The sequence below is a fragment of the Spirosoma flavum genome, from assembly GCF_042686045.1.
GTDB classification, from domain to species: domain Bacteria; phylum Bacteroidota; class Bacteroidia; order Cytophagales; family Spirosomataceae; genus Spirosoma; species Spirosoma flavum.
The window spans coordinates 1-22,635 of record NZ_JBHUOM010000035.1 but is presented as its reverse complement, the minus strand read 5'-3'; the positions used below and the strand labels follow the sequence as shown (position 1 = coordinate 22,635).

General features: G+C 49.9%; 21 protein-coding genes. 5 read left to right on the top strand and 16 right to left on the bottom strand.

All coding sequences use genetic code 11. The features are described 5' to 3' along the window. Positions 1-15 precede the first annotated feature (15 nt). From ACFS25_RS27350 to ACFS25_RS27330, 5 genes are all read right to left on the bottom strand, one after another. Entirely contained in the window at positions 16-2,472 is a 2,457-nt protein-coding gene (locus tag ACFS25_RS27350) for a TonB-dependent receptor domain-containing protein (protein WP_381507681.1), read from the bottom strand. A gap of 171 nt (positions 2,473-2,643) precedes the next feature. Beyond that, positions 2,644-3,420, bottom strand: coding sequence for a LytR/AlgR family response regulator transcription factor (locus ACFS25_RS27345; protein ID WP_381507679.1), 777 nt, complete (start codon positions 3,418-3,420; stop codon positions 2,644-2,646). Further along, on the bottom strand, positions 3,417-4,532 hold the full coding sequence (locus ACFS25_RS27340; protein ID WP_381507677.1) for a sensor histidine kinase: 1,116 nt from the start codon (positions 4,530-4,532) through the stop codon (positions 3,417-3,419). The genes ACFS25_RS27345 and ACFS25_RS27340 overlap by 4 nt, the downstream gene beginning before the upstream one ends. 113 nt (positions 4,533-4,645) lie before the next feature. Further along, complete coding sequence (locus ACFS25_RS27335; RefSeq protein ID WP_381507675.1) at positions 4,646-5,014, bottom strand: T9SS C-terminal target domain-containing protein; 369 nt, start codon at positions 5,012-5,014, stop codon at positions 4,646-4,648. An 849-nt stretch (positions 5,015-5,863) separates the two neighbouring features. After that, positions 5,864-8,080: a catalase gene (locus ACFS25_RS27330; protein ID WP_381507673.1), complete on the bottom strand. Its 2,217-nt coding sequence runs from the start codon at positions 8,078-8,080 to the stop codon at positions 5,864-5,866. A 292-nt stretch (positions 8,081-8,372) separates the two neighbouring features. Here ACFS25_RS27330 and ACFS25_RS27325 point away from each other — a divergent pair, with 292 nt between their 5' ends. Further along, entirely contained in the window at positions 8,373-8,699 is a 327-nt protein-coding gene (locus tag ACFS25_RS27325; RefSeq protein ID WP_381507670.1) for a hypothetical protein, read from the top strand. 493 nt (positions 8,700-9,192) lie between these two features. Continuing rightward, positions 9,193-9,507 (top strand): hypothetical protein, encoded by a 315-nt coding sequence (locus ACFS25_RS27320; RefSeq protein WP_381507667.1) that lies wholly within the window; start codon positions 9,193-9,195, stop codon positions 9,505-9,507. A 102-nt stretch (positions 9,508-9,609) separates the two neighbouring features. Here ACFS25_RS27320 and ACFS25_RS27315 read toward each other — a convergent pair whose 3' ends face one another. From ACFS25_RS27315 to ACFS25_RS27290, 6 genes are all read right to left on the bottom strand, one after another. Beyond that, on the bottom strand, positions 9,610-9,888 hold the full coding sequence (locus ACFS25_RS27315; RefSeq protein WP_381507665.1) for a hypothetical protein: 279 nt from the start codon (positions 9,886-9,888) through the stop codon (positions 9,610-9,612). Between the two features lie 587 nt (positions 9,889-10,475). Beyond that, on the bottom strand, positions 10,476-13,052 hold the full coding sequence (locus ACFS25_RS27310) for an AMP-binding protein (protein ID WP_381507663.1): 2,577 nt from the start codon (positions 13,050-13,052) through the stop codon (positions 10,476-10,478). After that, entirely contained in the window at positions 13,010-13,954 is a 945-nt protein-coding gene (locus ACFS25_RS27305) for a hypothetical protein (protein WP_381507661.1), read from the bottom strand. The genes ACFS25_RS27310 and ACFS25_RS27305 overlap by 43 nt, the downstream gene beginning before the upstream one ends. A 96-nt stretch (positions 13,955-14,050) precedes the next feature. Next, positions 14,051-14,359, bottom strand: coding sequence for a hypothetical protein (locus tag ACFS25_RS27300; RefSeq protein WP_381507659.1), 309 nt, complete (start codon positions 14,357-14,359; stop codon positions 14,051-14,053). A gap of 74 nt (positions 14,360-14,433) precedes the next feature. Continuing rightward, complete coding sequence (locus ACFS25_RS27295) at positions 14,434-14,565, bottom strand: hypothetical protein (protein WP_381507656.1); 132 nt, start codon at positions 14,563-14,565, stop codon at positions 14,434-14,436. 98 nt (positions 14,566-14,663) lie between these two features. Beyond that, positions 14,664-14,849: a hypothetical protein gene (locus ACFS25_RS27290; protein ID WP_381507654.1), complete on the bottom strand. Its 186-nt coding sequence runs from the start codon at positions 14,847-14,849 to the stop codon at positions 14,664-14,666. Between the two features lie 488 nt (positions 14,850-15,337). Between ACFS25_RS27290 and ACFS25_RS27285 the strand changes: the two genes are divergently transcribed. From ACFS25_RS27285 to ACFS25_RS27275, 3 genes are all read left to right on the top strand, one after another. Continuing rightward, entirely contained in the window at positions 15,338-17,080 is a 1,743-nt protein-coding gene (locus ACFS25_RS27285; protein WP_381507651.1) for a sensor histidine kinase, read from the top strand. Positions 17,081-17,142: 62 nt separating this feature from the next. Beyond that, positions 17,143-17,757 carry a response regulator gene (locus ACFS25_RS27280; RefSeq protein ID WP_381507649.1) on the top strand — a complete coding sequence of 205 codons (615 nt, stop codon included), beginning with the start codon at positions 17,143-17,145 and terminating at the stop codon, positions 17,755-17,757. A gap of 131 nt (positions 17,758-17,888) precedes the next feature. Next, positions 17,889-18,359, top strand: coding sequence for a BLUF domain-containing protein (locus ACFS25_RS27275; RefSeq protein WP_381507647.1), 471 nt, complete (start codon positions 17,889-17,891; stop codon positions 18,357-18,359). Between the two features lie 730 nt (positions 18,360-19,089). Here ACFS25_RS27275 and ACFS25_RS27270 read toward each other — a convergent pair. The 5 genes from ACFS25_RS27270 to ACFS25_RS27250 all read right to left on the bottom strand — a co-directional run. Further along, entirely contained in the window at positions 19,090-19,884 is a 795-nt protein-coding gene (locus ACFS25_RS27270; protein ID WP_381507645.1) for a hypothetical protein, read from the bottom strand. Between the two features lie 92 nt (positions 19,885-19,976). Continuing rightward, positions 19,977-21,110: an AraC family transcriptional regulator gene (locus tag ACFS25_RS27265; protein WP_381507642.1), complete on the bottom strand. Its 1,134-nt coding sequence runs from the start codon at positions 21,108-21,110 to the stop codon at positions 19,977-19,979. A 476-nt stretch (positions 21,111-21,586) separates the two neighbouring features. Beyond that, positions 21,587-21,805, bottom strand: a complete 219-nt coding sequence (locus tag ACFS25_RS27260) for an integrase core domain-containing protein (RefSeq protein WP_381507640.1) — start codon at positions 21,803-21,805, stop codon at positions 21,587-21,589. Further along, positions 21,780-22,490, bottom strand: a complete 711-nt coding sequence (locus ACFS25_RS27255; protein ID WP_381507638.1) for an IS3 family transposase — start codon at positions 22,488-22,490, stop codon at positions 21,780-21,782. Before ACFS25_RS27255 ends, ACFS25_RS27260 begins: the two co-directional genes overlap by 26 nt. Beyond that, positions 22,447-22,635, bottom strand: a 189-nt coding sequence (locus tag ACFS25_RS27250; RefSeq protein WP_381507635.1) for a hypothetical protein, incomplete at its 5' end; no start/stop codon positions are given. The genes ACFS25_RS27250 and ACFS25_RS27255, both read right to left, overlap by 44 nt.

Here is a 22,635-nt window from a genome sequence, read left to right as displayed (position 1 = left end):
ATTTCAGGGAGGAATTTAAAATGTTTTTACGCGGTCTTTCTCCTCGTCGGCGCTGCTTTTGGCCCTTGGCGTGGCACCTTTTACGGGCGTACCAAACCGGTAGACGAATGAGACGTTGGCGACCCGTGTATCCCGCGTGAGCTGGATGGTCGAGACTACGTTCTGGAAGTCCTGAATTTCGCGCGATACCTGCGAGTGGAACACGTCGCGCAGGTTGAACACCAGGCTCGCCCGCTTTTCCAGCAACTGCTTCGATAAACCCAGCGATACCTGGCTGATGGACCGGATGATGGCCTGCCCTTCGTCGCGGTTGCGGCCGTGGTAGAAACCCGATACCTCGGCGGCCCAGCCGTTGCCCAGCGTAAACTGGTTCGTCAGGTTCAGGTTAAGGCTGAACGCCGATGCGTTGAACGGGTAGTCCGCAATGGTACCGTTGAAGTGCGTGTAGGCCCCGTTGGCAAAGGCGTTGACCGACCAGGCCCGGGTGATGGGTAGTTGCAGGCTCACGGCCAGTCCGGCGTTGTCACGGCTGGCCACGTTGCCCACGCTGCGGATAATGACACCCGCCTGCTGTTGCAGCGTCTCGGTGATGAAGCCGTCCGTTTTGCTGTAGTTAAGCGTGGTCGTCAGAAACCCGCCGTAGTTATGACTCACTTCCACGTTGGTGCTGAACTGGGGCCGCAGAAACGGGTTGCCCGTGGAGTAGCTGTACTGGTCGATGATGCTCAGGAACGGGTTGAGGTCCTGATACACGGGCCGATCGATGCGTCGGCCGAACGACAGGGCCAACTGGTTTTTTTCGTTCGCTTTATAACTTAGAAACACCGTCGGGAACAGGTTACTGTAGTGCCGCAGAAACAACGAATCGGGTTTTACGGGGTTGCCCAGTTGGTGGCCGGTGTACTGTGTGTTTTCGTAGCGCAGTCCCACCTGCGCGAACCACTGGGCACCCAGTTGCCGACTGCCGTTCAGGTACAAAGCGTTGATGTTTTCGCGGTAGTTGAACTGGTTGCTGCGCTGGTAGTCGGGTTGTTCGATGCCGTTCACCTGCGTGAAATAATTCCCCTGATTGTTGGTCTGAATCAGCGCCGTTTTCAGGCCCGTTTCTAATTTAAAAAGCATACCCACAGGCTGGCTGTAATCGGCTTTGGCGGTGTAAATGCTGATGTTCAGCGGAATGTCGCCCCGGAGCGGCAACTGACTGATCAACCCGCCATCGGGTGAGTAGGTGTTGCTCAGCAGAGTCTGCGCGTTGGTCGATTTATAACTTAGGTAATCCGCCGAGGCCGACAGTTCACGGTCCGGGCTGAACTGATGGCGGGCGTTCAGGTTAACGGCTCCGTTGCGCCATAGGGCGTCGCTCTGGCTGGTGGTGCGGATGGTGGTCGTCGTTACGCCATTGGCATCGGCGAGGGTCGTGGTGGTGTTACCCGTGGGCCGCTGCGGATTCAGGAAGCCCGACAGGGTGAAGCCGAGCGTCGTTTTGGCACTGGCGAAATAATCCAGCCCCACTTTCAGGCTGTTAGTCTGACTGTGCGAAAGCCGATTCGCCGATTGATTCAGCTCACTGATTCGCTGCCCTGTGGCGTCCACAAAACTTCGTTGGGTAGCAATGTCAAACGAGCCGTTGTTCTGGATAAAGCTGTAGTTGGCAAAGGCGTTAATCTTGCCCGTCCGGTAGTTGAGGTTCAGTCCGTCGTTGCTCTTGAAATAGGGTGAATAGCCCGCTCCCAGCGTCAGCGTACCGTTAAAGCCGACGTTACCGGTCTTTTTGGTTTTAATGTTGATAATGCCCGCATTGCCAGCCGCGTCGTATTTAGCCGAGGGGTTGGTCATGATTTCGATCTGATCCAACTGCGTCGCACTCATCGACCGCAGCAGGTTCGCCAGTTCATCGCCTGACAGGTAGGTCAGCTTGTCATCGAGCATAATCATCACTTCTTTCTTGCCCTTCAGACTCACCTGCCCGCTCTGATCGACAGTGACGCCGGGTGATTTTTCCAGAATGTCGAGGGCCGTGGCACCCGCGTTGGAGGCCAGGGCCCCCACGTTCAGCACCATCCGGTCGATTTTCTGTTCGATAACCGCTTTCTGTCCCGTCACAACTACTTCGGCCAGTTGTTTTGACTGCGGCACTAAGGCAATCGAGCCTATTTTGACCACCGGCTGCCCCGCCGACAGCGTGAAAATCGGGGTAGTCATGCTGGTATAACCGACATAAGAGATGGTAATCTTGTAAGTTCCGTCGGCCAATCCATCGAAACTAAACTGCCCGGCGGCATCGGTGTAGGTGGCTTTTACAAGGGCCGCATCGGCCGCTTTTAGCACAGCGACCGTAGCAAACTCTACGGGTTGTTGTTTCTCGTCGGCGAGGTGACCGGTAATCTGAACCGGTCTGGGTTGCGCCCGGCCTGACAGGCTCAGCGTAATGAGCAAAACTAGTAGCGTGACTTGTTTGGTAAAGGCTTTCATGGCAAATCGAATCTGTATGGCCCAGACTTAGTGGCCCAACGACATTTTTTTATGCTACAAAGCTGTCGCCCCGCATCTACACCCGAAAAAGAACCGGATTGAATGCCCGTAAGTAAGGGTCAGGTGGGCTGTTTTGCTGGTTGGAAGCCGGACCACCGGACTGCAGGCCCCTTACTTACCTAACCATTCTTTGAAGGGCGTAATCCGGTCGCCACTCACAAACACCTCGTCGTTGGGTTTGGGATTCAGGTCTACTTTGAGTTTGCCGCCCGAAAAAGCGTGAATCGTCCGAATCGAGTCCAGCGCGACTAAATATGCCCGGTTGACCCGGAAGAATCGGATCGGGTTGAGTAGCTCGCTTAGCTTATCCAGACTGTATTCGATGGATACGTGCTGGCCTTCCCGTGTGGTCAGCCAGGTAGCTTTGTCAGCAAAGAAAAAATAAGCAATGTCAGCGGTTTCGATGCTGCGAATCCTGGGGCCAATGGTCACCATGAATCGCTCTTTGTACATAACTTGGGGTGATCCCACGGGCGGGGTCTGACCCAATAACTGGAGCAGTGCGGTCAGGTCCGGGGTAGGTGATGAACGTAGGGATTTGAACTTGTCGAGGGCGGCTCCCAGTTCGACCTCGTCGATGGGTTTAAGCAAATAATCGATGCTGTTGGTTTTGAAGGCCCGCAGGGTGTACTCGTCAAAGGCGGTCGTAAAGATGATGGGCAGGGTGAGTTTCGCCTGCTCGATAAGCTGAAAGCCTGATCCATCTTCGAGGTGAATGTCGAGCAGGAGTAAATCCGGTTTGCCGTTGGCCGGGTCAGCAAACCAGGCAAGCCCTTTGGCAACCGAGGGTAACTGGGCCAGTACCCGGATGGTGGTATCATACTGCATCAGCAGGCTTTCCAGACGCTGGGCGGTTCTTTTTTCGTCTTCAATAATGAGTACGTTCATAACAGGGGAAGTTTAACGACAAACACCCCATCCTCCTCGCCCACCCAGACGGGCTGCGGGGTCAGCAGGCGGTAGCGATTGGTGATATTTTGCAGCCCGATCCCCGTCGAGACTTCCCGGTCTGGCCGTGTCTGAATGGGGTTGCTCACCCGCAGGCAATTGCCCTCCAGTGAGATGCTCACCCGGAGCGGCTCTTCCTCCGACAGCCGGTTGTGTTTAACGGCGTTTTCGACCAGCAACTGCAACGTCAAGGGAGCAATGGCATAGCGGTCACGGGCTGTTTCGGGCACCTCAATGGTGACAAAGAGTTTATCCTCGAAGCGAAGGGTGAGCAGGAAGGTATAAGCCGCGATGAAATCAAGCTCCGTCCGCAGACTCACCCGTTCATTATCCTTCTGTTCCAGAATGTAGCGATATGCTTTGGACAATCGATTGATAAACTGAACCGCTAACTTAGCATCGGTATCCACTAAGGAGGAGAGAATACTGAGACTGTTGAAGAGAAAATGGGGGTTCACCTGATTTTTCAGGGCGTCGAACTGGGCCTGCACGGCTTCTTTCTCTAAGCGTTCGGCCTGGATCTGCAATTGCTGGATGCGTCGGGATGACCGTCGATTCGCCGTCAAATAAAAAGTCGCCAGTAAGGCAAGGACGGTTAATCCATTGTTCATGCGTCGGCGTTGCCCTCTAGTGTCCGGGTGGGCGTCGAAGTGATCGTCCGGCGCCCGCCCCAATCGGGGGAATTCCCGCTCCAGTTTCCGCTCCGAACGCTGGCGTAGTTGGCCAAAGAGGCCATTAAACAGAAGGGCCAGGCCGACTGCCACCAGTAAGGTGATCAATTGAATCGGTAGCCGAAGTTCGCCCGTGTCAGCCTGCCCAAACTGGTGCATCAGCCGCCCCTGCAGTTGATCCATCAGAAAAACCCAGCCCAGCAAAAGGCCAAAGGTCAACACTCCTTCCATCGCAAAAAAAGGCAGATTGTGACCCACTACCGCCCAGCTTAACGGGCTGACATTAACATATACCCGAATGGGCCAGTAGATGGCCAGCACGCTAAGGGCCAGCCGAATTTTCTGGCTAAGGGTGAGGTAGTTGGCAGAAAATGAGTCCATACTGGGTAAAGCTACGGTGTTAAAACGAAAATCCGGCCAACCGGACCAATGTCTGTTATGCCAGATTCGCAGCCACTTTCTGGCTGATGAGGATGACCCGCATGCTACGCTCATCAAGCTGTCTGAACGATGAAGGTCTGATTGGGTACGGGTTGAACGATAAACGTTTTCGTTGCCGTCGCGGTGCCGGTTGTAACCGTCAGCCGGTAGGTGCCAACGGCCAGATCGGTGATGTCGAACTGCTGGCCGAAACCCTCTTTCAGCGTTACGGTGGCGGTGTAGAGCGGGTGGTCCTGAGCGTCGCGGAGTATAATAAGCCCCTTGGTCGACTGCGGCTGGATGTACAACCTAATTTTTTGATTGGCCGTCACCAATAAGCGGGCCTGATAAGTTGAAGCGGCTGGCGTTTGTAGTATGGTCTGTTGAGCGAACGGTGCGGTAGTGGCTACCAGTCCCAGCATCAAAACGAGTAATTTTATCATGGTCTATATCAGTTATTTGCGTTGTTTAACTGATACAAAATTGCCTCACCCCGACTGCTCTCGAAACTAAATCGGACTGGATGCCGGAATTGGCTGGTCAGCTAAGGCATTTAGCGGGATGAGTGGGCTAATCCATTCCTGAAATTGGTAGGTCAACCAAGCGGTTCGATCGGGTAGTATGAGGCCCACTCCGCCTGCCGCCAAAATTGGCTGGTGCGAGGAATACTTTATCGTTTCGGCCTTTATTAACTCGTTTAATCGTTAAAAACGTCCCTTGTCGTTCAGAGAGCGAAAGCTGCATCCTGGCGCAAAAATGGAAAGCATATAAAAGCCTAGGGTCAATCAGGTTAAGTGGCCATGGGCATTGCTGCGCCCGATTCAGTCACTTGGCATTCCGAACGAGTTAGCGGTTAGAGGAATTGGCAACAAAAGCCGTTGAATACTCAATATGAATTATTTATTTGACAGGCGATACGTCTAAACAAAATTCACCCGGCTCTACTCTTCTTTGTATAGAATTGAAAATCAATAGTTTGTAAAGAGTGACGGATTTTGCGTTCCGCCGTTGCAACCGTGCGCGGCTGCGGTACGAAACGGCAGATGCACCCGAGGATCGAAATTTTGACGAAAAATATAAACACGCGTTTACGAAGATCATAGCCATCGGACGGATCAGCTTTCGGTCCGTTCAAGGCGAGTGGCTTTACCAGGTGAATTGGCTTGGTAGACCATTCTGCCGGAATGTTGGCACCCCCTTGTAGTAACAAGGGTAGATGCCCTAGTAAACCGTGACATTGGATAAGAGCACGGCTTACTAGGGGTGTCTACTGGGTCGTAAAGTCAACCTGGTTAGGCCGCGACCAGTTCCAGGGCCGGTCGTTTCCAGTGGCGCGACCCCACGCTGGCAACGAACTGATCAATGGCTTGATCCTGCCTACTATCATTTTGTTCCGAAACCACACCCAGCTTATTGAAGGCGGCTCCTTCGGGCAATGCTTTCGTCAACAACTCTACCGCTTCGCCTAAAACGCCAATGGCTTTGCCGTGCTTGTAGGTCTGAGCTAAAAAGACGCAGGCATCTCCCTTGGATTTCAATGTACTGGCTCCCGCACCACCCGGTACGAATACCGCATCGAACAGGGCCGGGCTAGTGTTGGCAAACGTTTTGGTGATTTCCATTGACTCGCTGAGCATACCCAAACTTGAGCCAATCAGCTCACCTATGGCACCCGCTTTTTTGAGCGCTTTTTTGAGCGCAACGATCTGATCAACATCAATATTATCGGCTACCAAAATGGCTACTTTCCGACCTTTAGGACCGCCCGGCTGGCCTTCCATACTCAGCGCTTTGGACGTTTGTAGCCCGCCCGACGCGGTTGTTTCCGACATCGCGTCGGCCAGCTTCTGTGCTCCCTCAACGGAGTCGGCGGAACCCCGTGCCAGACCGTCCGTTTCCGGTTCGCCTAGAGCCGCGGCTACCTGATCAGCCAGCATTTTATTGACCTGTTGCAGGTTCTTAAGCATTCGCTGACGAATAGAACGGGTTTCTACTTTGCTCAACTCGAACTGAAGCGCCTTGACAATGTGCTCTTTCTCGGGGCCGCTCATGCTGTTCCAGAATAGTTTAGCTTGTCCGTAATGATCGTCAAACGTTCGGCTGCGTACCCGAACCTTGGGGCCACTCACAGGTTCAGGGTAAGTCTTGTAGCCGCCCTGGCTGGGAGTTACCTCGTCGGGGGAATGACCATCGAGCGAGGCAGGCGCGTACGACACCCGCCCTTTGTCGATGGTGTACCGCATCTGGGCATCGCGCTGGTTATTGGACACAGAAGCAACCGGACGATTAATTGGCAACTCAGTAAAATTGGGACTGCCCAGTCGGCTCAACTGTGTATCCAGGTACGAGAAGTTACGGCCCTGCAACAGTGGATCGTTACTGAAGCTGATCCCCGGTACCACATTCGTCGTGTTAAAAGCCACCTGCTCAGTCTCGGCAAAGTAATTGTCGGGATTGCGATTTAGTGTCATCTTACCCACCCGGCGAACCGGCAGTAACTCTTCGGGCCACAGTTTGGTGGCATCCAAGATGTCGAAATCGTATTTCTGTTCGTCTTCTTCGGCCAGCGTCTGAATTCCCAGTTCCCATTCCAGAAAGTTCCCTTCCTTGATAGAGTCGGACATATCACGACGGTGGAAATCTGGATCTTTCCCCGCAATCTGCTGGGCTTCATCCCATACAAGGGAGTGAACACCAAGTACGGGTTTCCAGTGAAATTTAACGAAAGTCGATTTCCCCTGTGCATTGATCAGTCGGAAGGTGTGCACCCCGAACCCTTCCATCATGCCGAAGCTGCGGGGGATCGAGCGATCACTCATAATCCACATGATCATGTGCATGGATTCAGGCGTAAGCGAAATAAAGTCCCAAAATGTATCGTGGGCCGTAGCAGCCTGCGGAATTTCGCGGTCTGGCTCGGGTTTGGCCGCGTGGATCAAATCGGGAAACTTAATGGCATCCTGAATAAAGAACACTGGGATATTGTTACCCACAATGTCCCAGTTACCCTCGGGGGTATACATCTTGACGGCAAAACCACGAACGTCGCGGGAGGTGTCAGCCGAACCGCGCGAACCGGCCACGGTCGAGAAACGCACAAAAACGGGTGTTGGGCTAGAGGTATCGGTCAGCACTTTTGCCGTAGTAAGTTCTTCCAGTGATTTATACAGCTGGAATTGCCCGTGAGCGGCAGCGCCCCGCGCATGGACAATGCGCTCGGGAATGCGTTCATGGTCGAAGTGCTGAATTTTCTCCCGTAGCAAGAAGTCTTCCAACAGCGTGGGTCCGCGCTCACCAGCGCGCAGGGAGTTCTGGTCGTCGGCAATGGGTTGCCCCACGTTCGTCGTTAGGGGTGAGCGGTTGTCGGTTTTAAGAAGCTTATCGACGGGTATGGTATGACCTGATTTTGCTGGAGCTTCGTGGGCCGATGGGTCATCCGTTAAAGTACTCCTGTGACTATCTGCATCGGTTGCCACTGGGTACTTCGCCTCTTTTTGCTGTTGATTCATTATCGTTGAGTTTTTGTTTTACTACTTTCCCAATAAGTCCGTGTACGCTAGTATTGTTTAGCCTTTGGGTGACTAAAATGCTTCTCTTGATAGGTAGCCAAGAAGCCTCCCTGTCAATGCTTGTCTTAACGCCGGTTTAGCTGAACTGTGTGTGGGCCTAGGCCAAGACTTTTTACATAGCAAACTGACTAGTCGTTCCCCTCAAGAAGTTGACCAAGTTACTTGCTTAAGCTATTTACTGTTTCATTTCCGTCATGTTGATCCCGCTCGTTACATTTCAAGCAGGGAACTAATGGCGCACATTGAGGAACGGCGTGGCAGTTTGCCCACCCTGCACTACTTTCAAACGCGGGTGATTGCTCCGCTTTGGGATGCCGGTGTCATCATTGCCAGCAGCACCAAAGGTTACAAAATCCCCTCCTGTGAGGGGGACCTTCACGATTTTGTTAATCATAGCAATACCATCATTCAGCCTTTATTATCTCGGATCAGCCAATACCGGGATCGAATCTGTTTAGCTACCGGGGAAGCGATTGAACTGTTGGATCGAGAGGAATATGCGAATCTAAAACAGTTACTGGCTGATCCAGCGCTAACTGGATTTGTCGGTAATGGGTAGGGGTTACAAACCAGAACTACCGTTGCAATTCTGCAACTTCATTCGTCTGGACTTAATGACAAAACTGTCACTCTATAAATTGGAATTTCTACGGTAAACGGGACAGGATGATGCTTAATTCAGTGTCCACATAAATACAGCCAGTCCAAGAAGTTGTGCATACCTAAAATTGGACGGATGTACTTGGTCAATCCCCTGAGGAATCGACTGCTCTGGAGTTGACGGAATCGGCGGGGCAGTCCGAGCTGTGGTCAGTTTGATCGTAATAACCACTTGGTGCAGTAGACTCGATAGCTCAACTCCGGCGCGCTATTCCTCGCCCTACGCAGGCGGTTTTTGTCGCGACAAAAACACCTATTGCTTTTGCCATAACAACCCTGCTTAGTTAAAGCGTTACTCACCAAAAACCGATCGTCTTTTGGCCTGAACAGTGGCGCTATACAAAGTCCCTGAACAGTGAGCGTGTCGCTTTGGTTGTTATAGAAAAAACAACATGCAAACGCCCTACGAGTATCTACAAGCACAATTGGTATCCCAGCAACCCCTAATGGAGACGGAAGAAGGGGGGTATTTAGTCTCGGAGGTGACTGTCGTTGATGAGACGACGAATGCCTTTACATTTAGCTTGGCTGGTTATGGCCTGATGGCTGGCAGAACGTTGGCCGGACGCGTAGAGGATTCCCAAGATGTCAACTATCCAGGCACCTATAATTTTGTGGCTGGCGACGCTGATGCAAACAAGCCCGTGCACCAAAACTACAGCCATGACAACGTCCTGTTGTTCTTTACACAGGGAATCACAGTCTAGCTGCTAAGCGTATCCGTAGCTCGATCAAACATGAAACCGTTAGGCGGCTGATGACGGTCTGAAATGACTTCGTCAGTGCGGCCAGTTTCTTTATACGGACGGTCAGCCGCCTTTTAAGATATACGTGGTGAACCGGAAGGGGTGACAATGCGGCCCACCCTTGTCACTGCCCCTAAAGTGATGCACCACCATGTGAAAGGGGTTTAGCTTACCCTTAAAATCGAACAGGTGTTTGGTAAACTCCTGGCTCATTTTTTCTTTTCGGTACTTCAGGTGTAAACGATGTGGTGCGGGCAGGTTTGTTAATCCAAGTAGGTTGCCGTGAAAATAGGCGTTCGAGGCCTTTAAAGCGGTAGATGACCAGCTTTTAATGCCGGTCATGGCAATTGGCTGCGAGTAGGTAAGCCAAGCCTATTTTGCCAGCACGATGACATGATCCGATGGTTTGTTTTAACTTTGATAACCCTTTTCAATGCATTTCTGTGCGGTATCGTAAGATAGTATAGACATAGATTATTTACCATAGTAGGGCTTGGTTTCATGTATGGAGTCTTATTTATTTACCTGCATCCTTTAGCGGTCCGCTATGACGCTGGCAAAATATTAACATCTTAATCTGATGGCCACCTATAATCCTGTGATATAACGAGTAGCGGTATTGGTTGAGCCAATTGCATAGGTTATGGTAGATAAGTCTTTTTTACTGGGCCTAAGAATTGTACAATCCTGGCTTTTTTTTAATTTATTTATAATACGGATTGACTTTTCTAGAAAAAGTACTAAATAGCTCAAACTCAATTTCGTCCAGCTAAATGCTTGGCTAAATGGACGCTTTTTGTTGAGCAGAAAAATAATCTGACTCTTACTACAAGTAAGTTATCAAAAGCGTTCACGAAATGGCTATCTAAATTGAGAAATTACTTTTTTATGGCTATCCTACTCAATCAGAGACAGATGTATTCTATAAACTATACCTTTTTTGGCCATAGTAAGGTCTCATGGAGAAGGGCTATTAATTGAGAAAAGTAACTACCACCCTGGAATAGTTGACCGTGTTCACAAGCTAGTTCGGCTGTTCGTAGTTCACTGACATACCGGGACCACGACTCCTGATGGTGAAAGTAGGCACTCGTGTCAGCACACTGAATTAAGAAAACCGGTTGCTTGACATACGATGGACGCGTCATCAGACTTAGTAGGCGGGTAGCCGCTTCGGCTCGGTCCCGTCCAGCTAGTGATGTATACTTGGCATAAAGAAAACGATAAACGGAGGGCGATAATTTGCGAATCAGACGCATAGGACGCAACGACCGTTGCTGCCAGACATCAGCCCGTATTGTACGCCAGCGCAGGTCTTCACCAGCGGGTGGATGATCCACATAAATAAGGTGTCCGCCGATCCGGCCCTGAGTTTCCCGCCAATGGGCAACCTCGTGAGCAATAGTGCAGCCACTACAAATGCCAACCAGATGGACCCCCGTCGGCAGCTGATCAAACTGGGGTTTGATGAATTCCAGAAAAGTATCGGTCGATAACGTGCTGAATAGCGCGTCCAGGGGTTGACTGATTAGGTCCGGGTATTGAATAAGGTGGACACGACCGATCTTTCGTAGCTCCTGAATCAAACGGTAGCTACCCTCACGCATTCCGTATATGGGACGAAAAACGGCAAACGAAAGGGATGACTTCTGAGCATCCAGCAGTGGTTTGTCCGAGGCTGTAGTCAGTCTAGCCAATAGCTGGGTTGGCCGCATGTCGACATGAAACCAGGCCGTTGGCAATTCGCGTTGACAATAATCTTCCAGATCAACCAGGAGCAGCAAGGCGTTGTACGAAGATCCTCCACCCTGTCGCCAGCTAGCATTCTGTTCATACGAATCCATGGAGGCTGACTGGCACCAGGCCGCTCGCAACACCTGCTCGGTCTGACTCAAATGGGTTTGACTCTTAGCTACCCGTTGTCGACAGCGGGTAGCATCAATCTCAAGGAGGGCGTTAAAATCTATTTTAAGATTGGGTAAGCGGGGCAGTGCCTCAATGATTTCCCACTCGACAGGTATCATGTGCGTAGGTAAATGCTCGGCCGCAAACTGACGTAGCTGGTCAATAATAACTCCATTCTCGACCACTATATAAGCCACTAAACAGGTTTGCGTGGGTTGCGATCGCATCAGTACGGCGGCCTGGAGTACGCCTGATGCCCGCAACAGGACGGCTTCGACTTCGGCGGGTTCAACCCGGTAGCCGGATAACTTTAATTGTCGATCTTGCCGACCAATAAATTCCAGCAGTCCATCGGCCCGCAATCGACCCAGATCACCCGTTCGAAAGGTACGAAGTGCTCCCTTGGTCGTGAACGAGCGGCTGGTTCGTTCATCATCCCGCCAGTAACCCAATGATAGAAAAGCACTGGTAACCACGATTTCGCCGATTTCACCCCTCTCTACTTCTGTGCCAGTCAAACTCAATAAGCGCATAGACCGGTCTGGAACGGCGTATCCTACCGGAATGAGTTCATCGGTCAGGGGCGTTTGATGATCGATAAACCACTGTCGATAGATCGTTGCATTCTCCGTCGATCCTATTCCGACATAGAGCCGGGCAGTCGACGGAAAGCTAGATCGATATAACTCCACGTCAGCCCGGTAAATCCGATCCCCCGCCAGGTAAACAAGCCGGACGCTGGGGAAAAAGGCACCACGGGCCACACTGAGAAATCCTCGAAACAACAGGGGTAATGAATGATAAATTGTAATTTGTTGATCCTCAATGAACTGGGCTAAACCCGCTAGTCCCTGCCGGATCGGGTGGTAGAAGTGAACACTACCCCCGGTTAGCAAGGTGCCTAACACGTCCCGAATGGACCCGATCACCGATAAAGAATACAGGAGGGAATGTCGATCACCAGCCCCCAGGTGAATCGAGTGTACGTACTGAGCAACGTCATGCAGGACGCCCCGCTGATGTTGATAGACGCCCTTTGGTTGCCCGGTCGTTCCGGATGTGTAAAGAATATACGCGATGTCGTTGCCCCCCCCTGCCGCCTGATAGTGAGCGGTATCTCCTTCTGTATTGATCTGATCGAGTACTAGTTGGGATATGGTCGGCGGGGCCGATGGCAACTCGGACGCATAGCCGATCAACAAGTCAACGCCCGCGTGCGTTAGCGTCGACTCGTTACGCTGGACAGGCACCGTCAGGTCAAGCGGTACATACGGATGCCCCTCCGCCAATATAGCCAGTAACGCGGCTATCGCCCCGGCAGACTTGTCCATCCATAAACCAATTGGCACACCGGCCAGAAGCTGTCGTGACCGTAAAGCCAGGGCAATCTGCTGGGTTTGTTCCAATAGCTGACCGTAGCTAAGCTGAATCTCGCCATCCACCAATGCGATCCGGCTGGGTTGACGGCTGGCTCGTCGCTCAAAAAGAGTGTAAATGTCCGTCTCCAGATCCTGAACCGTAAACTCTTCAAAACGAATCGTTTCGGGGCCTTTATAGTCTAAGGGAGGGGGAGACCCGAATGACGGGCGGCTTGCTTCCATACATTAATCTGATGATCGGGAAAAGAGAGAGGAAGAACACATTCGGCCATCAAGTGACTATTTCCGCCCGCCGAGGCTGGGGAATAATAGGTTCTTATAACCTGGCGAGTCTGATCTGCGTCCTGACAGGCAGCCAGAATGTTTGTAGAAAGGCCCGGTAAGTGAGTTTGGTGGGCGGGCAGGTTTACGGATGAAACCCCTCCCTGGGTAGTCGTCCCATAATGAAAACGAGCCTTGGGAGATACCGCACTCAAGGGATTATAAACGCCCTGTCCGTGCAGGTGAATGATCACGTCCCGGAACAGGCGGCTGGCCTCCAGCAGGCAAGGCTGGTCGGACAGTTTGCTCAATGGACCATGAAGCGCTGGTGGCAGGCCGTCGGTTCTGGCATGTTGGATGACATAATAAAGCTCCTGAATGGATTGACGACTGAACTCCTCCAGAACAAAATATAAGTTTTCAGTCAGCTTCGCTAAGCCGACCGATACTAACTCCGGGAAATCAAGCCAGTGCCGCATGAACTGCTCTAGGCCCGCCAGCTGAATGGCCTGTGATACAGGGCTAAAGACGGTGGCATAAACCGGCTGATGGGGGAAGGCCGCTCGGGTGAGTTGAGCGGCCAGTAGTTGTTCTTCCAGCATACGAGGTACGCTGGTCCGAAAATCAACCAACGTGCACCAGTCCTGTGGGTTGGTAATCAACGGCTGAATAATCTCCCGACGGCCCAGAGCATCGCCCCGCCAGGCATCGGTAAGGCCATAGCATACCGCCAGCCAACTTCCGGCTGGGGTCAACTTGATGTAATTAAAATCAAACTGGTGCTGAAAAGCGATCGTCTGTTGGGCTAGCTGACGACCGTGCTGATCAGCCACAGGATGATGCTTCCAAAAAGAAACGTTCATAGAGTGTAAAGGTAAACCTAATTAACTTGTTCGTTCATTTCATCGACGTTACCCGTGGCAATCAGTCGGGGGTCCATCCATTATCGTACGGATCGGTTAGAATTCATCATCCATCATCAGGTTCAGCATGTGCAAGTTATCCTGGTAGAAGGTCTCGGCCTGGGTCTGATCGAACGCTTCGTAAAGCAGATTACGTTCGTTAGGCTCTGCATAGTGGCTTGTGGTGGTGTAAGCCAGGCCCGTAATTCGCTCCAGGCTGATCAGGAGCTGAAACGGGACGTCAGGATCGGGCGTTTCAGCTCCTGATCGATCAATGGATACGCGTAAGCCGTTGGTGACCGAGTACGTTTTCATCTGGGTTTGCCGGCCACGGGTTGGGATTGGCGGTAGCGTTTCGAGAGTCATTTTACAGGCTCATTAAGCCGGAAGAGGCTTGGGTAAGGGATAGGCATCCGGTGGAGTGTATGGCAATGGGTTAACTAAAATAACGGCTCATTCAGTTGTTTGCTTAACTCCATAGCAACCAGTTGTTGGTTGGCATTTTGTTGTTGAGCACGAACGGGGCCATAAAAACAGACCAGCAGGGCGAAAGAGAGGGTAAAGAATTTCATTCAATAGATTTCGGTTAAAGTTAATTAGAAAAATGAGGTGCGGATAGATAATGGTCAATGCACAAAAAGGCGTATGGCTGATCGATACGGCCAATGGCTCAATGGATATCTGTGTTTTTCTCCTCACTTTTGTCGGGGAAATCGGCTACAAACAGCGAATAAAAATAGTCATGAACCCGGCTACGGTATAGCGCAAAGACATACTCAAACGAGTCCATAGCGGCCGGAGTGATGGGAGGATATTCGTTTGTTTGACCTTTATTTACTGTATCGTCTTGGTTCATGTTCTGGCGTTTTGTTGTTTAATCCGGTTATCAAGTGGTCAGCTCGTCGCTATTCACGACGGGTAGGAGAAAATATGTGTTTTAACGCTTAGAGGGGACAAGAAGGGAATGGGCGGAAGTAATCCATCTTTAGTTAAGTTTACTGTTGAGGCAAAAGTAGCCCATGCTTTATTCGAAAAATATACCTGGTAGCAGGTAGAGAAACACCTTTTCTGCAAAAAAAAGCAGGTTGTATCCCGGTTGTTTACTACCTGCCATCAGGTATATGTTTCTGTCTCTATTGATGTGAACTTTACGGCATCAAACCACATCTGTACAAGGCTGTCCTTTTTTGGACGTAACTCAATAAAGCCATCGACTCCAACCTTGTCCATATCGGCATCCGGACCGGCCTGTTACTAGCGGTTGTTGCCAGCATTAGCTGTGCGAGCCGGCTTTATGGGCAGCCAGGTAGGCAGGCGCGGCCTTCGCCTGTCAAGCCAGTAGTCGTGGATTGCCGATTTGGTACGGTATCGGTGAATGACCGGGTGCTGGTTTATACGGTGCCCGTGAGCGCAAAGCGCTCTTCCCCCCCAACTCCCCAGGTAAGTCCAGCAGGCTTTTCCTCCAATAAAGACTCACAACACGTGCTGATTGGACCCGCGTATGCGCATCCAGAGGCCTGGGTATACCTGCCGCTGGTCAATTTAACCCGGTTAAACCGACGAATGATCGTCGATCTGGATCACAATCGCTGTGATACGCTGGACGCGTATTTGATGCGTGGTCACCAGGGGCCACCAGTCCATATCGGCAAACTGTTTCGGGGCCTTCCGCTTGGCAGGCGTGCGGTGCCGGTCAGGGCTTTCGCGCTCTCTTTTGAGATGGCACCTCAGGATAGCGTAGGGCTATTGCTGCGCAGTCGGCGCACAACGGGCATTCACGAATTATCGATCGCGGTCTCGACCGAAAACCAGTTTATCATCAAGAGCAACCAGGAAGCCATCACTCGGCTGGCGGCCCTGACGAGCGCCTTCTTTTTCATGTTTACGGTATGTTCTCTGGGACTGATTTTTAAACACCGGCTGTTGGTTTATTTCGGTTTGTACGTGTTTCCCATCGGGTTGGGCCAACTTAATTACAATTACTTTTTCGACGGCTTTCCTTTTCCACCCTGGCTGGGTCTGAACGCCAATTCAATCGGGCTTCTTATTATATTCCTGGCCAACGCTCTGCTGCATCCATTTGGGGTAGCCTACCTCGAAAGCCTTACCTTATATGGTCGATGGCACCGGTACGTAGTGTTGGGTTTAGTGGGGGCTAACCTGCTGCCGATACTCCTGTTGCTTTTTCCACTCACTCCCCTCACCAATGCCGTGGTGACTCAGGCCAGCCTCCTGTTAACGACCCTGAACATCGGCTGGCTGTTTTATATTTCGTTAGCTGGTTTTATCAAAAAACGGGAGATGTACTTGCTATTGACGGCAACGCTGATCTTTGTACCCGTACTCTACCAAACGTATGGCCAGTCTACGCCGGCCCTGAGCTATAGCCATTTCCAGCCTTTTTATCTGCTGCTGGTTTTTGGATTTTTGATTGTTGCCCTGTTTCGGCGGGAACTCATCAGTCGGCAGATGACTGCACAGTCCATCCGGCTGGTACAGACCAACCTGGAGCAGTTGCGTAAAGCTGAAATCGAGCAGATCGGGCGCAACCTCCACGATCAGTTGGGTAACACCCTGGCCTCAGCTCTGGGTTACCTGACCATGCAGTCTCCCCGGATCGCGCTCGCTCGGGACATGATCCTGGAAGCCATTAATGAAACCCGGGTCATTAGCCATAACCTGGTCAAAGACGACGAGCGGGCATTGACCGAAAAGCTGGCTGATCTGGCTGAACGGTTCAACGATTTTTCACCCATCTCCTTTGACTACATTGACTTTACAGAAGAGAAAATCAATCACTTACCGGCTCTTCAACAGCAGGGTATTTATCTGATCGTTCAGGAAGTGCTCAACAATATCATCAAGCATTCTCAAGCCAAGGAGGTCACCATCCAGGCCTTTTTGAGTGAAGGCCTGGTGCGGGTGAGTATTGATGACGACGGCATCGGGTACAAGGCCAATGCGCAAAGCCGGGGCATTGGCCTGAGTAATATGTATAAACGGGCAGAGCTGGCCAATTTAACGCTAGTCATTGATGGAGGCTACGGTGGCACCTCCGTGAGTATCGAAACGCCTTTACTCTGGTGATGAGTGAACAACCCGCGACCACTCCCAAAGCAACCCCAAAACGGTGACCACTCGCTGTACACATGAAAACAAGAACAGTTATTATTGACGACCATGCCTTATTCAATGACGGATTAGCGCTGATCCTGAAGGCGTCGGGTTTGTTTGAAGTAGTAGGCCAAGTCTACGATAGCCGTCAGGCGATGTATACCTGCCAGGGCATTTTATTGGATTTGATTCTGGTTGATTATAACATGCCCCATTTGAATGGGCTGGAAGTGGTAGCCCAGTTGCAAACCCTGCTGAACAAACCACGCATCGTTATCATCAGTATGTACGCTGAAAAGAAAGAGCTGAGCCTGTTTTCAGCCGCCAATGTCAACGGGTACCTGGCGAAGACCACCCCTTCAGGCGAGCTGATTACCAGTCTGCAAAAGATCATGTCCGGGGATCGTATCCTGAGCCTGGGTCGTCCGCAAAAAGAGAGTACGGTCAATGATTTTTTTGCGTTAAAACACCAACTCACCAAGCGCGAGTATGAGATCGTTTTGTTGCTAAAAGAAGGCCAAACGACCGAACAAGTTGCGCAGACTATGGGCTTGAGCTATTTGACGGTAGAAACCCACCGGAAGAATATCAACGCTAAATTAAAGCTAAGCAACAAGCAGGCATTTTATGATTTTCTACAAAGTCTATGATTCGTAACGAGCTGACGTACAGTTTTAATACAGTTTACCCGTCGAACAAAGGGATCGGCAAATTGACAGGGCCTGTTTCAGCATCGATACGCAACTGATTATTTTAGGTAACTCACCAATTCGGTCTTGCAATGTATAGGCATGAGAACATCCACGAAAAGTATCAATTATTTTTGTGTAAGGATGTCTGTCTGATTTATTTCAGTACTGCCGTAAAACTTCTTCAGGAAGAGGAGTTATTGAGTTTGCTTGCCCATAGTCGAAGCCAGAATAGCCAGGTGGGCATTACCGGGGCTTTACTCTACGTTAAAGGGAATTTTGTCCAAGTGCTGGAAGGGGATAAACAAGTGGTTAAGGACCTCTATGTGTGCATTGCGCAAGACCCCAGACATACTAATGTTTCATTGGCCATCAATCGTCCCATCACGCAACGTCTGTTCGCTACGTGGTCCATGGGCTATGAAACCATTACACTGAGTGAGTTAGCGGAGATTCAGGCCATCGTGCAGTTGAATGCGGGTGATCAATCGGTGATGAATTCAGCTGACAATGCCATTTTACGAACCCTGCAAGTATTTTACCAAGGGAATCATTACAACTAAGTACAATTTAAAAGAGACAGTCGATTCAATATTGGAAATATACTATTTAAGTAGATCAATTTTTTGATGTCAATAGGGATATTATTTATCAAATAAATACAATTAATGATTTTGCGGATTTCGTTCACGAAAATGCTTGGCCAAGTGGATGCCAGTATAGATTCAGTGAGATAGACTAACCTAAGTCTTGAAGGCCATGATTCGTCCACGAAAAGGTCGCCTTTTATGGACGGTCACTATGAAAAGTACAAAATTTGAAAAGGGGAGAAGGGCTTATTCTTTAGCGACAGAATACCATTTTAGGGCAGATTTAGATTGGCTATTGGCTCGTAATTAGCAACGCTGTTCACAAGCTGATGGACGTACGTGTTGTAACAACTTCGTGATGTCGTTTCGTACTTTACTTCCCAAAGTACGAAACGATCAACTGTCTAGCTCGGCTTGTTCTTGAGAATGCCGTGCTCTAATCGCTTCGCAAATAAGCTTACCCCAGTACTACTCATTTATCGATTCGAAAAGACGAGTCGGCAATCAGCCATGTTCAGGCTGCTGATAATTGGTGGGGAGTCTAGTTCTTTACCGACAAGTCGAATTGGCAGTGGGTGATGGCCATGCACAGCCAAAGCATTGCTTCAAACGAGGTTGCAGGATGAGTTATGGAGAAATACCAATAACTATGGAAAGCCTACCTGAAAAAGGTAAATCCGCAAACGGAAAAGATGGGTCGTTTTTAATTTCCTTTCGATTTACGGTTTGAAGGCCAGCATAGAATAACCGATAAAGGAAGTAGCAGGTAAACCGACATCGACGATAACCAGTAAGCGGCCACTCCAGCCGGTCGAACCAGACCCGCTAAGCCACAATACCCGAAAACCACTAAGCTACACAAAACCACGTGCAAGCGCGGCAAAAATAGGTCGGTCGGGTAAAGATGAGAAAGCATATCAGGCAAAAGCTTTGTAAATAAATTCCACATGGCCAGACTGGTGGGAAGACCAATGAAAAGTAGAATGAGCCAGGGTGAGATCTGCAAACCTGCCACTACCGTGGACATATCTTCAGACGAACTAAACGTTCGGATAGGTACGTAACTGTAAAAGCCGCCAATACTCATGACACAGAGCCAAAAATAGAACAGTGCATGGGTCGGTTGGTTGTTTTTTCGGCTAATCGAGTAAAACAGTCGACTTAGGGTATAGAGCAACCCTGTACCTAGCAAGATGCCAGAAACGGCAATCCAGGCGGCATACCACCCGTGTCCATCAGCGAATATGGGCGCATAATTGACATTTTCATCTATCTTCAGCATGCACAGTACATTGACGACACTCCAATCGCCGTAGTTTAATGCCCAAGGGTCCTTCTTATAGCCAAGGGCCCAGGCGGAAAATGAATGGGCATACTCGTGCAGAAAAAAAGCGATGGCATGGGTCAGCCAAATGAGAAAAAGAATTTCTAGGGCTTGAAAAGCCTTCCCTACGAGTGGCGCTGTTGCAGGATTATTGTTCATACGATTGGTCTTCATGGTTGTCCACAAAGTAAGGACACAAACCAATCAGAAACGTCCGTTTAGTCCAGTCGGACGTCCCGCTACCAGTAGACGGACCAGTCAGTTGATTAGGGTAACCGTGAACGATGCGCTTTTTGATAATCCGAAGGGGATTGCCCCGTAAACTCCCGAAATGTTTTGTTAAAGGTCGACTTTGAATTAAACCCAGCCTCGAAGGCAATGCCAAGAATACTGTAGTGAGCCAAAGTTGGATCAACCAGCAAGTGCTTACTTTCCTCAATGCGGTGTCGATTGACAAAACTGTAAAAGTTTGCCCCGACGCCTTCGTTGAGTACCTGGGATAGTGAAGTGGGGGATAAGCTTAGTTGATCGGCGAGCGTCGTTAACGTCAGATCTTTATCCAAAAAAGGTTTTTCTGACCGCATGAATTGGCTTACTCGTTCTGAAAGCGTTCTGACATCAGCCGATGTCAAGCCTGAATTACGGTAGCGAATGCTAGGTGGTTGGTCTAAACTAACCAGCGAAATTGTTGGCGTAACGTGGGTATAAATGGCTTTTTGATTCATAACGAAATAGGCCAGCCAATACGAAAAACCTACCTGAGCGAGGCCAAAATACAGTCTATTGGGTAGCCAACTCTCGTTATTAAGCACCCAGATACTATATAGGATCATTAATGACCAGATGAGGCCTTTGACCCACTGCAATGTGTTCTGATCCAGAGCCGCCAGTACTTGCCGAACGATGCGTTGATGACGATGAACCAGCCAGTAAGCGCTGATAAGATAGCCAATAATGATTCCTTTAGAATAATAGATCGTCATGAGCGGAGCTGTCCGGCGGTCACTCAGCCAGTGGTGAAACTGGGCTATTTGGGTGGCCATCGGCTGTAGTTTAAATGGCAATAGCCAGAGTCCATATACCAGGATGGGCAGTAGATGAATTAACTGTCTGGATTGAAGCTTAAACCGTACTTGGGTCATGGCCTGTACATACAGGTAAACCAGCGGCCCGAAAGGAAGTAGTAGTAGTGTATCGGTTTCAATTAAGATCGGGTAGGCGTCATAAATATTTTTTGAAACGATCAATTCGTAGGCGTCAATACTGGCATAGTTGAGACAAAATAAGGCTAGTAATCGGTTAGCCACTCGATTGCGGTTCTCTTGGAGAATAAGCAATAAAAATGCAATCATCACTAAATTAGTCAGTGTGATACCGACACAAAGTGAATAGATATACATGATCAACGAGTTGTAAAACAGGTAAGTACTTCCTTAACTAAGGATCTAATAAATTATCAATATAGTTCCTTAGTCTTATAAAGGTACGAGCAGGGTTACATTGTTGAAAAATTTGGCTTTTCGCCGGGGATAGTTACGTTACTTGAGTGACCCGTATGTTATTGGTAGAATTTGACAGTGGTTAAACATAATTTAGCCCAACAATACGCTCCTCCTACCCGGTCCCCGTTCAGAAAAACGCCCATTTTTTGAAGCATACGTATGAAGATTCTATCGTCTCAATTGGGAGCCTTATTTGAGAATTCGAATTTTTTCTAGCTTACCAACTAGTTCTTGAAAGAGTAACTCATTGGCCCTTTAGTAACCGAGAAGGAGCGATTCTCTGCACATCCTTTTAACAAATTGGTTGCTTTAAAAATGGTACTTTTCGTAGTCATGTATTACCCTGATTTTACTTGACAGATTTACACTCGTTTTCATGCCGCAGTCATTGACTGCGTCGATTGCATTTTTGCTGCTTGTCGGCGTTTCGTTACCCGCCATTTCTTGACCAATTCGCCTTGCATTCGATGCGCTTGTTCAGGCGTATAGTAGCCACAGCTCCGATGCGGCCGTAATCGATTGTAGTTTTCAATTGCTCGTTGTACCCCTTCTTCGGCAGCCGCGTAACTAATAAAGCCCCGGTTCAGCAACATATCCTCCGCACCGGCGGCCCGGCTTTATCGTCCGATTGACCCGCTCAGCCAACGCATTTTCGTAAGGATCACCCTGTTCAGTCATACTGATGGCAATCTTGTTTTTTCGTAACAGACCTGTATAAGCATGACAGCAATACTGAACGCCCCGGTCCGAATGGTGAATTAAGTGCTGCCATGTTTTATTGGCTTTCAAAGCCATTTTTAAGGCACTTAATGGTCCCTCCATTTCTAAAGTAGGATGTAGTTTCCAACCTACAATCTTTCGCGAGTAGGCATCGGTGATCAGACTCAGATAAGCAAACCCACGAGGCAGGGGAAGGTAAGTGATATCGCTTACCCATAACTGATTAGGGGCATCTACTTTCTTCCCTTTCACCAGGTTAGGATACTTGCGGAAGGGGTGATTCGACCAAGTAGTCTTCGCCCGTCGCGTTCTTCTCCTTATTAATAATCCGTTATCCCTGAGCAGTTTAGCAAACTTATCCCGACCTAGTTTAATCCCATGTTGCTGACGAAAGTCAGTCAACTGGTGGTGCAGGATTTCCGCTCCAACTGAGGGCAAGTCAAGACGTAACCGGCGGACTTCGGCTAACACCATCGCACTTTTAAGATCCGCTTTCTGAGATCGTTTCTGCTTTTCATACCAAGCCTGACGGCTTACCCCGCAGCGGCGGACCGTCAAACAGCCCGCAGAGTGTTTCCATGCTCACCAGTGGGTGATGCAGGCTGAGTTGATTTACTGTTTGGGACCGCACGGGCGGCCCCGCAGGCTTTTTTCGGATCGGGATCTTGAGTTCTTTTTCGGCAATGTTGATCATGATCTCCAG